The sequence below is a fragment of the Streptomyces nidicola genome, assembly GCF_050106155.1.
GTDB lineage: Bacteria > Actinomycetota > Actinomycetes > Streptomycetales > Streptomycetaceae > Streptomyces.
In genome coordinates this window covers 1,034,523-1,047,634 of record NZ_JBNBPI010000001.1, presented here as the reverse complement: position 1 = coordinate 1,047,634, position 13,112 = coordinate 1,034,523, and the positions used below count along the sequence as shown (strand labels likewise).

General features: G+C 70.6%; 13 protein-coding genes and 1 pseudogene. 6 read left to right on the top strand and 8 right to left on the bottom strand.

Annotated elements, in window-relative coordinates:
- The gene (locus ACOKM3_RS04905) at positions 1–402 is read right to left on the bottom strand and encodes a tautomerase family protein (RefSeq protein ID WP_426897257.1); all 402 of its coding nucleotides are present in this window, start codon (positions 400–402) and stop codon (positions 1–3) included.
- Positions 403–561: 159 nt separating this feature from the next.
- Here ACOKM3_RS04905 and ACOKM3_RS04900 point away from each other — a divergent pair, with 159 nt between their 5' ends.
- The gene (locus ACOKM3_RS04900; RefSeq protein ID WP_426897255.1) at positions 562–1,464 is read left to right on the top strand and encodes a LysR family transcriptional regulator; all 903 of its coding nucleotides are present in this window, start codon (positions 562–564) and stop codon (positions 1,462–1,464) included.
- On the opposite strand, the gene ACOKM3_RS04895 is transcribed toward ACOKM3_RS04900, so the two are convergent.
- A complete protein-coding gene (locus ACOKM3_RS04895) occupies positions 1,443–3,086 on the bottom strand; it encodes a sigma factor (protein ID WP_426897253.1) in 1,644 nt (547 codons plus the stop codon). The genes ACOKM3_RS04900 and ACOKM3_RS04895 overlap by 22 nt on opposite strands.
- A gap of 231 nt (positions 3,087–3,317) precedes the next feature.
- Here ACOKM3_RS04895 and ACOKM3_RS04890 point away from each other — a divergent pair, with 231 nt between their 5' ends.
- On the top strand, positions 3,318–3,746 hold the full coding sequence (locus ACOKM3_RS04890; RefSeq protein WP_426906703.1) for an SsgA family sporulation/cell division regulator: 429 nt from the start codon (positions 3,318–3,320) through the stop codon (positions 3,744–3,746).
- Between the two features lie 45 nt (positions 3,747–3,791).
- Here ACOKM3_RS04890 and ACOKM3_RS04885 read toward each other — a convergent pair whose 3' ends face one another.
- Positions 3,792–4,973 carry a serine hydrolase domain-containing protein gene (locus ACOKM3_RS04885; RefSeq protein ID WP_426897251.1) on the bottom strand — a complete coding sequence of 394 codons (1,182 nt, stop codon included), beginning with the start codon at positions 4,971–4,973 and terminating at the stop codon, positions 3,792–3,794.
- 191 nt (positions 4,974–5,164) lie between these two features.
- Positions 5,165–5,617 (bottom strand): MarR family winged helix-turn-helix transcriptional regulator, encoded by a 453-nt coding sequence (locus ACOKM3_RS04880; RefSeq protein WP_426897249.1) that lies wholly within the window; start codon positions 5,615–5,617, stop codon positions 5,165–5,167.
- Positions 5,618–5,761: 144 nt separating this feature from the next.
- Here ACOKM3_RS04880 and ACOKM3_RS04875 point away from each other — a divergent pair, with 144 nt between their 5' ends.
- Positions 5,762–6,310: a phenolic acid decarboxylase gene (locus ACOKM3_RS04875; protein ID WP_426897247.1), complete on the top strand. Its 549-nt coding sequence runs from the start codon at positions 5,762–5,764 to the stop codon at positions 6,308–6,310.
- A gap of 213 nt (positions 6,311–6,523) precedes the next feature.
- Here ACOKM3_RS04875 and ACOKM3_RS04870 read toward each other — a convergent pair.
- Positions 6,524–7,438 (bottom strand): annotated as a pseudogene (locus ACOKM3_RS04870) (non-reducing end alpha-L-arabinofuranosidase family hydrolase); the annotation flags it as partial.
- A gap of 453 nt (positions 7,439–7,891) precedes the next feature.
- On the opposite strand from ACOKM3_RS04870, the gene ACOKM3_RS04865 reads away from it, so the two are divergent.
- Positions 7,892–9,325 carry an endo-1,4-beta-xylanase gene (locus tag ACOKM3_RS04865; RefSeq protein ID WP_426897245.1) on the top strand — a complete coding sequence of 478 codons (1,434 nt, stop codon included), beginning with the start codon at positions 7,892–7,894 and terminating at the stop codon, positions 9,323–9,325.
- A gap of 705 nt (positions 9,326–10,030) precedes the next feature.
- Positions 10,031–10,954 (top strand): calcium-binding protein, encoded by a 924-nt coding sequence (locus tag ACOKM3_RS04860; RefSeq protein WP_426897243.1) that lies wholly within the window; start codon positions 10,031–10,033, stop codon positions 10,952–10,954.
- Between the two features lie 84 nt (positions 10,955–11,038).
- On the opposite strand, the gene ACOKM3_RS04855 is transcribed toward ACOKM3_RS04860, so the two are convergent.
- Together ACOKM3_RS04855 and ACOKM3_RS04850 are read right to left on the bottom strand one after the other, a co-directional pair.
- On the bottom strand, positions 11,039–11,236 hold the full coding sequence (locus ACOKM3_RS04855) for a hypothetical protein (RefSeq protein WP_426897241.1): 198 nt from the start codon (positions 11,234–11,236) through the stop codon (positions 11,039–11,041).
- 95 nt (positions 11,237–11,331) lie between these two features.
- Complete coding sequence (locus tag ACOKM3_RS04850) at positions 11,332–11,928, bottom strand: TetR/AcrR family transcriptional regulator (protein WP_426897239.1); 597 nt, start codon at positions 11,926–11,928, stop codon at positions 11,332–11,334.
- Between the two features lie 89 nt (positions 11,929–12,017).
- On the opposite strand from ACOKM3_RS04850, the gene ACOKM3_RS04845 reads away from it, so the two are divergent.
- Positions 12,018–12,749 (top strand): SDR family NAD(P)-dependent oxidoreductase, encoded by a 732-nt coding sequence (locus ACOKM3_RS04845; protein WP_426897237.1) that lies wholly within the window; start codon positions 12,018–12,020, stop codon positions 12,747–12,749.
- 19 nt (positions 12,750–12,768) lie between these two features.
- Here ACOKM3_RS04845 and ACOKM3_RS04840 read toward each other — a convergent pair whose 3' ends face one another.
- Complete coding sequence (locus ACOKM3_RS04840; RefSeq protein WP_426897235.1) at positions 12,769–13,005, bottom strand: SDR family oxidoreductase; 237 nt, start codon at positions 13,003–13,005, stop codon at positions 12,769–12,771.
- Positions 13,006–13,112: the final 107 nt, after the last annotated feature.

Genomic DNA, 13,112 nt, shown 5'->3' with positions numbered 1-13,112 from the left:
CTACCGTGCGGCCGACACACCTCGGTAGAAGTCGAACTGGGTCACCCCGTGGTAGCCGTAGCTCTCCGGCGGCAGTTCGTGCAGCGCGACACCGGACCGGGCGAGGGTGCCCAGGGTGTCGGTGAGGAGTACGTCGGCCCGGGCGATGAACGTGGCCTTCTCCGCCGCACTGTTCGAGCCCAGGGTGATGCTCACCTCGACGTGGGCGTCGCGGGCCCCGCCGGTCAGAGGGCTGCCGCCCACGTAGTAGGTGCTGGGCTCAACCGCGTCGATCTGGACGATGGTTCGCGTGCGGTCCTTGCCCAGGGCCGAGACCGCCAGGTCGGTCAGGCCCTCCGCGAGAGTGTGTCGGGCCTCGGCGGCGAGGTCTGGGTCGGTCACGGTGACACGGATGCAGGGCATGGCTCTCCTCGGCATATCGACATATCGGCATGGGCTTTCGTGCCTGATGACGTGCGTACTCGGCTGGTCGCCGGCGGTCCCGGCGGTACGGATGAAGCCTCGCCCGACCTGGCACCATTGATCCAACGCATAGATGTCATAGCGATATGAGGCCCTCGCATGCCGCTGAACCTGCCCCAACTGCGCGCCTTCCTCGCGGTCGTCGACACGGGCGGCTTCAGCGCGGCCGCCGCCGAGCTGGGCATGACCCAGTCGGCCGTCTCGCACGCCGTCGCCTCGCTGGAACGCGAGTTGACCGCGCCGTTGCTCATACGCGCCACTCCGGCGCGGACCACCGTGCTCGGCGAGCAGGTGCTGCCGCATGCCCGCACCGCGCTGGCCGCGGCCCGATGCGTCGAGCAGATCGCGGCCGATGCGGCCGAGTCCATGACCGGCACCGTGCGCCTCGCCGCGACGCCGACGGTGTGTCAGGGGCTGATACCGAGCCTGCTCAAGCACTGGTGCGAGGACCAACCCCGCGTCACGGTAAGGGTGTTCGAGGGTGACAGCGCCGAAGTCGCCGGCTGGCTGGGAAACGGGACCGCGGACGCCGCCGTCCTGATCGACCCGCCGCCGGGACCCGGCGTCCAGCTCGCGGCCGACGGCTACCGGGCGCTCCTGCCCCGCGACCATCCCCTGGCAGGCGAGGAGCGTGTGGACATCCGTGACCTGGAGGACGACCCGTTCCTGATCTCGCCCAACGGCTGCGAGTCCCGGATCCGTACGATCCACACCCGGGCCGGCCTGCGCTTCGATCCGACCCACCGGGTACGGGATCTCGCGACGCTGATCAGCATGGTGCAGGCCGGGATCGGCGTCACGGTCCTGTCCGAGGTCTCGCGCTCGCTGATCCCGGCCGACCTGGTCCTGCTGCCGCTGGAGCCGGCGACCTCCCGCCGCCTCGTCCTGACCGGCCCGCAGGAACGTCCTTGGCACCCGGCCGTACGCACACTGGCGGAGTCGGCCGTCACGCACCTCGCCCTGCGGGAGCGGGGTCGGCCTCAGCCGACGCGGCAGATGTAGATCGGGCCGAGCCAGCGGGTGCAGGTGGGAGCGGGAGCGCTGGGCTCCGGGGGAGTGGTGGGTTCGGTGGGCTGAGGAGGGACTGTGGGTTCGGCGGGCTGGGTGGGCTCAGCCGGTTCGGTGGGTTCGGTGGGTTCGGCGGGCTCGGTCGGTTCCGTGGGTTCGGTGGTGGGTGTGGGCTCCGCCGGGGTGGAGGGCTCGGTGGGCGGCGTCTGTGTGGGCGTCGGCGTGGCCGGGGCTGTCGGTGCCGTAGGGGTGGTGTCCTCGGGCGGCGGATCTTCTGCCTTGGGCTCCTGCGGCGCCGCCCGCTCGGTCGCGGGCGGATCCGGGGGCGTGGTCGGCGTGGCCGGGGCACTCGGCTTCCCGGGGCTCGATGGCGCGGCCGGGGCGTTGGGTGCGGCCGGCGCATCCTTGTCCGCGGAGGCGCCCGGTGCCGCCTTCGTGTCGGGTTCGGTGTCGGGCCCGGCCGTACGCTGCGACCGGTCCTGCGGGGCAACGTGCGTACGTGAAGCGGAAGTTGAGGGGTGCGAGGACGGGGCCGACGGAGCGCTGTCACGCCCGGTGGGTGACTCGCTCTGCACCGCCGCCGATCGCTGCGGCGGCACCGTATCGTCGTTCCCGGCGAGCATGAGCCCGGCCGCGACGGCGGCTCCCGCCACCGAGACCCCGAGCACCCCGGCCACGGCGCCCTGCGCCTTCGCGCCGCCGGTCAACGCGTGCTTCACGCCGTGCAGCAGGCCGGCACCGGACCCGTGCCCACCCGCCGCGGCGCCGGTGGCTCCGGCCCCGGCTCCGGCCGCGAGCGGCACCAGGAACTTCCCGGCCCCGCCGAGCACGAAGATCAGGAGCGCCGGACCCACCAGGGCCGGCAGCCGGTCGTTGGCACGCAGCAGGACCGCGAGCCGCGCCCGGCAGTCGTCGCAGTCGTCGACGTGCGCGAGGAGCTTCTCCGACTGACGCGCGGACGCGCTGCCACGTACGTGTGCGGGCATCCGGTCCCAGTGGCTCTCGCACGCCGGATCGTCCGGTGTCCCCGGATGGGCCCGCAGGAACGCCTGCCGCATGCCCTCCCGTGCCCGGTGCAGCAGCACGGCCGTGGCCCCGCTGCCCGCGCCGATGCCCCGGCCCACCGCCTCCAGCGGCTGGCCCTCCGCCTCGGCGAGCCACAGGGCCTTCACCCACCGCTGCGGCAGCTGCCCGAGGACCTGGGAGAGCAGGTCCACGGCGGAGGCGCGGGTGGCCGGGTCCTGGTCGCCGTAGCCCCCGGAGCCGTACGAAACGTGCGCGCCGTTCGACACCTGTACCGGCTCGACACCGGCGTGCGGGTCGAGAGGTGTCTCGCGCGCCGCCCCGCGCCCCGCCGATGCGGCCAGGTGCCGCACGGTCGTCGTCAGGTACGCCGCGACGTTGTCGATGTCATGCCCGGCGGCGAGGCGCCGCCAGACCCGGAAGTGTGCCTCGGCGACGAGATCGTCGGCGAGCCAGGGGCTGCCGGTCAGCGAGCGGGCGTACGCGACGAGGCGAGGCTGCTCCGCCTCGTAGATCCGCGCGTACGCGGCGGGGCTGAGGCCGCCTTCCGTGGCGGCAGGGGGTATCGGCGCGGCGGCGGGGCCGTCGGTCATGGCAGGAGTCTTCCGTTCCGTCCGACGTCGGCGGTGCTGGTGGTCCTCCGCCCGACTGCAGATCGGGCGGGGAGTTTGAAACCGTAATTCGCAAATGTCGGATTATGAAGGGGTGAGTGGCGTAGGTCACAACGACCTTTTCCGGAAACGCCGTAATGCCGCGCCCCGCTGTCGCGTCGAACGGTCACCTGGAACACGCAGTGGAGAAAGGGACCTGTCATGCCGACCACGCTGCCCGTCACGCTCGAACAGCCCGCCCGCGCCCGCCTCGTCGTCGCCGAGGGTCAGGGCCCCGAACGCAGTGTCAACGTCACCCTCCGTTACGAATCCTCCGACCCGCTCGCCCTTCAACTGGTGTTCCCCGCCGAGGCCACGCTGGCCGGGGCCGACGTGACGTGGGCCTTCGCCCGTGCCCTCCTTGAGGACGGCCTGCGCCTGCCGACGGGGACCGGGGACGTCCACGTGTGGCCGTGCGGCCGCGCGCGCACCGTCGTCGAGCTGCACTCGCCGCAGGGGATGGCCGTCCTCCAGTTCGACACCTCGGCCCTCCGCCGCTTCCTGCTGCGCACGTACGCCCTCGTGCCGGCGGGCAACGAGGACGTGGAGTCGGTCATCGACCGCGCACTCGCCAGGCTCTTCGGCCCCGACACGGAACGGTGACGCCCGAGCGTTGGAGCGGGCCTCGGGCGGAGGCCGTGATGGACCTCAGGCGGAGGCCGTGCCGGCCTTGTACACGGCGTCGATCAGGGCCATCTTCCGGGGGTCGTCGGCGATGTGTGTGCCCATGTGGTTCATGACGTAGCCGATGCTGATGCCCGCTTCGGGGTCGGCGAGGCCGAAGGAGCCGCCGAAGCCGTCGTGGCCGAAGGCGCGCGGGTTGGGCCCGTACGAGCCGTTGGCGCCGCTCAGCCAGAGCCCCAGGCCGGTCTCGGTGTCGTGCGCGAAGCCGGCGCCCAGCACCAGGTCCCGGCAGCTGCCCTGGCCCTCGCGTACGCGTTCCGCGGCCTGCGCCGACAACACCCGGCGGCCGTCCGGGCGTTCGTGCCCGGTGAACAGCCCGTACAGCGCGGCGACCCCTTGGGCCGTCGCGTGGCCACCGGCGGCGGGGATCTCGGCGGCGCGCCACTCGGGGGTGTTGGCTTCGGCGGCGCCGGCGAGCGGGTTGGCCAGGGCGGCGAGTGCGACCGGTTCCAACTGGCTGAAGGTGGCCTCCTGTTCGCTTCCGGCCGCGGCCAACGGGTGTACCAGCTCGGCGGGTTGCCGGGGCTCCTCCTCCGGGAGGCGGATGAAGAAGTCCATGCCGAGCGGCCCGGTGACCTCCTGGCGCAGGAACGCGGAGGGGAGCTGTCCGGTGATGCGCCGTATCACCTCACCGACCAGGAATCCGTAGGTGATGGCGTGGTAGCCGGAGCGGGTGCCGGGCTCCCACCAGGGCTCGGTGGCCGCGAGGCGCGCGGTGGTCAACTCCCAGTCGTAGAGCTGCTCCAGGGTGTGCGGTTCGCGCAGACCGGCGAGGCCCGCGCGGTGCGACAGCAGGTGGCGTACGAGGATGTTCTGCTTGCCGGCCGCGGCGAACTCCGGCCAGTAGGAGGCGACCGGCGCGTCCAGGTCGAGCAGGCCGCGGTCGGCCAGGATGTGCGCGCACAGCGCCGTGGCCCCCTTGGTCGTCGACCACACGTTGACGAGGGTGTCACGCTGCCACGGGCGGGTGTGCGCGGCGTCGGCCCAGCCGCCCCACAGGTCGACGACCGGTTCACCGTCGAGGAGGACGGTGACGGCGGCTCCCAGTTCGCCGCGCTCGCGGAAGTTGTCGGCAAAGGTGGCGCGGACGCCTTCGAAGCGTGTGTCGCAGTGCCCGTCGATCCGCGGTGTCGCCTGCTCGGCCATGGAACCTCCGGCTTCTCGGGCCGGGTGTCCGTAGCTCAAGTGCCCGGCTGTACCTGTACATACCGACATACCGACTGGTCGGCATTGTCACCGCGGAACATACCGAGAGATCGAGTCGACGGGAAGGGGCGCGCCCGTTCCCGCCGATGCCGACTGCCTGGTCGCCGGGCGCGTCCAGGCGCACCCCCAGCTCAGTCGTCCTTGAGCTCGGCGGCGAGATGGGAGAGGGCGGGGAGCGCGGCGCGAATCGCCGTCCGCTCCCGCGGGGGAAGGCTCCCGATGCCGCGGGCGAGCGCGCCCGCGCTGGCGTGGTCGTAGCGGTTGAGCAGGTCGGTGGCGGTCGAGGTGGCGGCGAGCAGGACGGTCCGTGCGTCGCCCGGGCGGGAGCGGCGCTCGATGAGTCCGGCCGCGCCCATGGTCTTGACCAGGTTGCTCACGGTGGAGGGTGCGACGCGCAGCCGGGCGGCGGCCTCGCGGGCGGGCAGCGGCCCGTCGGCCAGTACGCGCAGCAGCTCGATCTGGGCCTCCGGGAGGTCGGGCAGATCGGCGGCGTTGCGGGTGGCGCGCAGCACGGCGCGCCGCAGGGGGCCGAGGAGTCGGCTGAGTTCGGTGGCGGCCGCCTGGTCCGCGTCGGTGGTGTCCATGGGGCCATTCTGTCTGCTCGGCGCGGTCTGCCCAGGCTCTGTGTTTTGCAGCAAAACAGTTTTGTGGCAAACTCAAATGGTGGCGCCGCGGGCCCAGAGGTCCGGATGACGGCGCCCGGGAACGCAGAAAGAAGTGGAAGTACCATGGCAGTCGCCACCCCCGCCCCCGTTCGACCCACCACCGTCGAGAGCCCCGTCCCGCCGCAGGACCTCTCCGGGATCGTCGGCCACCGCTTCATCTACACGTACGCCAACGGCTGGCAGTACGAGATGTACGTGAAGAACGCCTCGACCATCGACTACCGCATCCACACCGGTCACGTGGGCGGCCGCTGGGTCAAGGACCAGAAGATCGACCTCGTGCGCCTCACCGAGGGTGTCTACAAGGTGTCCTGGACCGAGCCGACCGGGACGTCGGTGAGCGTCAACGTCGTCCCCGCCGAGCGGGTGCTGCACGGCGTGATCTTCTTCCCGCACTGGATCAAGGAGCACGGAGAGCGCACGGTCCTCTTCCAGAACGACCACCTCGACGAGATGCGCGCCCACCGGGACGCCGGGCCGACCTACCCGATCTTCGAGGTCCCGGAGTTCGCGCACATCACGCTGTTCGAGTACGTCGGCGAGGACGACGAGAACGTGGTCTCCATCGCACCCGGCGACCTCCCGGAGGGCTGGTCGGACCGCACCAACTGACCTCCAATCCACGGGCGTTGTTCGTTTGCGGGAGAGGCGGGCCCGGTACGGACGCGAAGTACACGGCCGAGAGCGGCCGGCCGGACGCCACCCTCACGACGTGCTGCCGTTCATGGTGGCGTGGCTCGCGATCCTGGCCATCTTCTACGGGTTCCACCTGCCGCTCGGGCCGGGAGTCGGCGTCGGTCTCAAGTGGCCGGGCCCGCCCTGCCGTCAGGGGTGCAGGGTCAGCAGGGCCGGGCGGTAGGGCAGGAGGCCGTAGTCGCCACCGGAGCCCGGGCTGCGTCCCTGGTAGAGCAACTGCAGATTGCAGGGATCGACGGTCATGGTCTGATCGGCGCTGGTGCGGAGCAGTTCGCCGTGGCTGATGTCGTCGGTCCAGGTGGCACCGCTGTTGGCCTTGCCCGCGAAGGGGTTGCTCTCGGTCGCGGCCTGCGGTGTCCACGAGCCGTTGAGGCTGGTGGCGGTGAACGAGCGGAAGTAGCGGCCCTGGGAGCCGATCGCCTCGACCATCATGAGGTAGCGGTTCTGGCCCTGGAGCTTGTAGACCTGCGGGGCTTCGAACAGGTTGTTCGTCGTATCGCTCATGACCGTTGTGTACGACGGGCCGAAGCTGCCCGGGAAGTTCCCGATCGGCATGCTCGCGCGGTAGATCTTGCCGTTGTCACCGGCGAAGAACAGGTACATGTTCGTGCCGTCGCCGATGATCGTCTGATCGATGGGTCCTGTCCCGGAGCCGGTGATGCTTCCGGAGAAGAGCACGTGCTCGGACGACCAGCCGTTCGGGTTGGTGGGATCGCTCGACGTCCGGTACGAGAAGGCGCTCCCGCCCCACTGGTAGGTGAGCACCCAGATGTTCTTCGGCGCGAAGTAGAACAGCGAGGGTGCGACGGTGGCGGAGGACATGGTGTTCTGGCCGGCCGAGGCCATGTCCGACCAGTTGGTGAACGGGCTGAAGTTCATCGACCCCCACCTCGTCCCCGTGTCGTGCGTCGTCGCGTAGACGAGCTGCTTGCCGTTGTACGGGGTGACGGTGAAGTCCTTGAGCGAGACCCACCCCGACTTGGGCTGCGCCAGCGCGCCCGTGGATGTCCAGCGGAATGCCGACGGAAGACCGCAGGCGTTGGGGGCCGCGGTCGCCGCGCCGGCGGGGTGGGTGCTGAGGAGGCCGACCGCGAGGAGGAGGGGTGCGAGGGCCGCGAGTAAGCGTCTCGGGCGGACCGGTGAGGGGTGGCGGAACCGCATCAGAGGGACTCCTTTGAGGGTGAGGGCACGTCCGGTTTGAGGGTCAGGGTTGAGGGTCGGGAGTTCCGAAAAGTTTTCGGCGTATTCCCGGAATCTGTGACGCCACAAGCTAGGAATGCGCGGCTCCCCGGTCAAGGCCTGACGCCGAACTGTCCATAAACAACGGGTCATTGCGGTTCCGGAAGCTTTCAGGCATGGAACGGAAACTTCTTCTGTGCGGTGTATTGACGATGCACCGCCAACACCTCAATCATCCGTTTCTGAAGCCCCGGGCATTGTTCGAGATCGCGAACCACACGTCAGTCCTTCCGTGATTTCCCCCTAGGAGGCACTCTCATGGGCCCGTACGCCCTTTCCAGACCCGCTGTCCATCGAAGGCTCCACGGCCTGCTGTTATCGCTGGTCGCCATCGTCCTCGGTGTGGCCGCCGCACTGGTCGCGCCGCAGAACGCACACGCCGCCGAGAGCACGCTCGGCGCCGCCGCGGCGCAGAGCGGCCGCTACTTCGGCACCGCCATCGCCTCCGGCAAGCTGGGCGATTCGGCGTACACGTCGATCGCGAACCGCGAGTTCAACTCGGTGACGGCCGAGAACGAGATGAAGATCGACGCCACCGAACCGCAGCGGGGCCAGTTCAACTTCACCGCCGCCGACCGCGTCTTCAACTGGGCGGTGCAGAACGGCAAGCAGGTGCGCGGCCACACCCTGGCCTGGCACTCCCAGCAGCCCGGCTGGATGCAGAGCCTCAGCGGCAGCGCGCTGCGCCAGGCGATGAACGACCACATCAAGGGCGTGATGGCCCACTACAAGGGCAAGATCGCCCAGTGGGACGTCGTGAACGAGGCCTTCGCGGACGGCAGTTCGGGCGCCCGCCGCGACTCCAACCTCCAGCGCACCGGCAACGACTGGATCGAGGACGCCTTCCGCACCGCGCGCGCCGCCGACCCGTCCGCCAAGCTCTGCTACAACGACTACAACGTCGAGAACTGGACGTGGGCCAAGACCCAGGCCATGTACAACATGGTCAAGGACTTCAAGCAGCGCGGTGTGCCCATCGACTGCGTCGGCTTCCAGTCGCACTTCAACAGCGGCAGCCCCTACAACAGCAACTTCCGCACCACCCTGCAGAACTTCGCGGCCCTCGGCGTCGACGTGGCCGTCACCGAACTCGACATCCAGGGCGCCTCGTCCACGACTTTCGCCAACGTGACCAACGACTGCCTGGCCGTCCCGCGCTGCCTCGGCATCACCGTGTGGGGTGTGCGCGACAGCGACTCCTGGCGGGCGTCGGACACGCCGCTGCTCTTCAACGGCGACGGGAGCAAGAAGCCCGCGTACACCGCCGTCCTCAACGCACTCAACGGCGGCTCCACCACCACGCCGCCCACGGGCGGCGGACAGACCAAGGGTGTCGCCTCGGGCCGCTGCCTGGACGTGCCGAACTCCAGCACCACCGACGGCACCCAGGTCCAGCTGTGGGACTGCTCGGGTGGCACCAACCAGCAGTGGACGGCCACCGCCTCCGGTGAGCTCAAGGTCTACGGCAACAAGTGCCTGGACGCCGCTGGCACCGCCAACGGCGCCAAGGTCCAGATCTATGGCTGCTCGGGCGCCGACAACCAGAAGTGGCGCCTCAACTCCGACGGTTCCATCGTCGGAGTCCAGTCCGGCCGCTGTCTCGACGCCGTCGGGGCCGGCACCGCCAACGGCACCCTGATCCAGCTCTACTCCTGCTCGAACGGCAGCAACCAACGCTGGACCCGCACCTGATCTCCTGTACGTGATCTGGCCCCGTACCTGATACGGCCTGCCACACCGCTCCGGGGTCGCCGCCATGGTGGCAGCGGTCCCGGAGCATCAGCCGCGGCCTGCCCACTCCATGACGGTGTCGGCGAACTCCCGCGGCACCTGCTCCGGCGCCGCCACATGCCCGCCGGACAGCACCCGTGTCTCGCAGTCGAGCGCGGCGGCGAACCGGCCCGATGGCCCTGGCGGCCCGTTCGACCCGGTCGGCGCCGATGAGCCGGCTCACCTCGCTGTCGGGCACGACCTCCACGCCGAGGTCGCGGACCTTCTCGACGGACGCCGATTCCGGTTCCGTCCGATCTCGCGGAGGACGAGGTGATGGTGGCGGTGGTGCCGGGCGCTCGCTCGACCCGGCGGAGGTCGCGCGCCACTGTGCGGGGGAGTTGCCGCTCACGGAGGCGGGGAAGGTGCGGAAGTCGGTGTTGCGGGAGCGGGGTGTCACCGGGGTGACGTGGGATCGGTTCGGTGGACCCCACGCCCCGTGACACACCCCCTGCGCGGCACGACACCGCCGAGTGATGCGCCTCACACGCCTCAACTGTCCCGCGAGTGCAACCCTTTCGCGTCATCGATGATCAAGGCTGTGCGGCCGCTGTGGCCGTGCGTGATGTGGGCCCGTCCGTCCACGACCTGCATCCGCCCGTCGATTGTCGATAACGGAGCCTCCTCATGTCCCAGCACTCCCGCAAGAAGCTGACGTCCGGCAAGAAGGTGATCCTGGGCGTCGGCGCTCTCGCCGCCTCCGGGCTCGCCGTCGGCCTGCTCGTGACACCGTCCGCGACGGCGGGCGGGACCGGCGCGGCCGAGGCGCTGGAGCAGAGCAAGGCCGCGGCCGCCGACGCGTCGGCCGCGAAGGCCGCCGCGCCCAGAACCCTGGCCGCGAGCGCCGCCGACGCCACCGTCGTCTCCGGCATCACCGTCGACGGCGGCAACAGCGCCCGCGTCGGGACGACGAACACCCAGACGATCACCGTCAAGTGGACGATTGACGGCGGGTCGAAGCTCTACGGCAGCAGCGCGTCGATCTGGCGTGGCACCGACCGCGACAGCGGACTGAAGCAGTTCTTCAACTCCGAGCAGTTCAAGGCGGACACCGACCCCTGCGTCAAGTCCGGCGACCTCACGTACAGCTGCACGGCCACCTTCAAGATCGACCCTCAGGCCTATCTGAAGAACGAGGATGCCGGCGCCTGGAAGATCGCCCTCCACGCGATCACCGACGCGGCCACCGACGTGGACACCGACAACGCCAAGACCTGGTACCTCAAGCGCTGGTCCCGGCTGAGCAACAACGCGGCCCCCGAGCCCGTCGCCAAGGGCAAGACGATCACGATCACCGGCAAGCTGGAGCGCGCCAACTGGGACACCCACAAGTACGCGGGCTACACCCAGCAGACCGTCCGCCTCCAGGAGCGTTCGCTGACCGGCTCGTACGCCACCACCAGCAGCCACATCACCGGCACCGGCAGCCTGGCGGGTGTCGAGAAGCAGACGCGCACCGCCACCACCGACCGCTGCTACCGCTACAAGTTCGAGGGCACCTCCACCACGCCGCCGGTCACCGCCACCGGTGACTGCGTGGACGTGCGCTGAGCCCGCTGACCGGACGTGTCGACGCGGCGGAGCCGCACATGGGCACAGCTCCGCGTCCCTGAAGGCCGGCGAAGCCGCACGCCTTCAGGGACGCGGGGGAGCGCCGTCAGCCGGGCACAGCAGTACCGCCCGCCCCCGCACCCGCCCGCCCCGCAGCGCGTCCAGAGCCATCTGGGCGTCCGCCAGGCCGAACTCCTCCACTGCCAGCGTCAGTTCACCCTCCGACAGGCGTCGGGCCAGGTCGGCCGACACCTCGCGCGCGCGGCGTGCCTGGCGGATCATGTTGACCGGGAGCAGGGCGACCTCGTCGAGGAGCCAGCTCGGCAGGTCGAGTTCGACGTGCGGCCCGGCCGCGTAAAGACGAGTGCCCGGCGGCCTCAGCGGGCGGGCCGGGGCAGGACGGCAAGGGCCGTCCGGGCCACACCCGTCAGCGTCTCCTCGCTCGCTCCGGCCTTGCCCAGCGCTTCGATGCCGCGCAGTACGGCGAGCACGAGCGCGGCCAACTCTCCCGGATCCGCGTCCGCGGCGATGTCGCCATTGCGCTGACAGGCGGCGATGTCGTCCTGGAGCAGAGCCCGCAGCGCCTCGATGGCCGTGCGCGCCCGCTCGGCCACCGTCCGGTCGTGCTCGGCCAGTTCGGCGGCACCCTTGGCCAGGAGGCAGCCGCGGTGGGCGGTGTCGGCGGCGGTCGACGCCGTCACCGCGTACACGTGGGCGGAAAGGCGCGCGTAGGCGTCCGCGTCGTCGCCGGTCAACTGCCGGCTCACGGAGTCGACGACGGAGCCGCAGTAGTCGTCGAAAACGCGGTGGAACAGTTCCTGCTTGCCGCCGAACGCGCCGTACAGGCTGCCCTTGCCGAGCCCGGTCGCCTCCGCGATGTCCTCCATGCGCGTGGCGGCGTACCCGCCCGACCAGAACCGCTCCCGGGCGGCGTCCAGTACCTGCTGCTCGTCGAACTTCCTGGGTCGTGCCATGGGCACAGTCTAGCCATTCTTGACCGGCTCGTCCATAACGGCTAGCGTTCTGGACGAACCAGTCAAGAACTGATGGGTGGGTGTGTGTGATGACTGAAGTACTCGCAGGCAAGGTGGCAGTGGTCACCGGGGCCAACAGCGGCATCGGGCTTGCCATCGCCAAGCGGTTCGCCGCGGAGGGGGCACGCGTGTTCCTGGCCGGCCGCCGTCAGGAGTCGCTGGACGCGGCCGTCGCCGAGATCGGCCCAGCGGCCACCGGCGTGCGGACCGACGTCTCGATACAGGCGGACCTCGATGAGCTCTACTCGGTCGTACGCAAGGAGGCGGGCCGTATCGACGTGCTGGTCGCCAACGCCGGCGGCGCCGTCCCCGAGCGCCTCGGTGAGATCACGGAGGAAGCCATCGACGCCACCTTCGGCGCGAACGTGAAGGGCACGATCTTCACCGTGCAGAAGGCGCTGCCCCTGCTGTCGGAAGGCGCCTCGATCGTGGTGACGGGATCGAGCAGCACCGTCCGCCCCGAAACGGGCCTGGAGGTCTACGGCGCATCGAAGGCGGCGGTGCGCAACCTGGTGCGCAGCTGGGCGCTCAGCGCGCAGGAACGGAAGTTCCGGGTGAACGTGCTGAGCCCAGGACCGACCGAGACGCCGGGCCTGATCGGCGCGGTGGGTCCCGACCACCAACTCGCCGCGGGGGTGCCGCTCGGCAGGATCGGCAGCCCGGACGAGATCGCCTCAGTGGCGACGTTCCTGGCCTCGGACGCGTCCAGCTTCGTCAACGGCGCCGACTGGTTCGTCGACGGAGGGCAGGCGCAGGTCTGAGCACGCCCCACCGGGGGAGTCACCGGGCGGTGTAGCCGCCGTCGACGTGCAGCACGGCGCCGGTGGTGAACGACGAGCCGGCCGCCAGCAGTTGCAACACCGCGTGCGCGACCTCCTCGGGCCGGCCCCAGCGGCCGAGCGGCACCTTGGCGGTGAGCGCGGCCTGCGCGGCGGCGTCGGTCTGGGCGTCGTCCTCATTCATGGGGGTGCGGACGGGGCCGGGGGGGGGGGGGCGACGCAGTTCACGGCGGGACACCGCGCTTTCCGCGGGCCCTGCGGGCTGCGAGCGTGCAGTGCGTGTGCTGTACAAGTACGGAGCTAGGGTGTGAGTGCGGATACGGGGGTGCGGTCACCTTCGGAGAC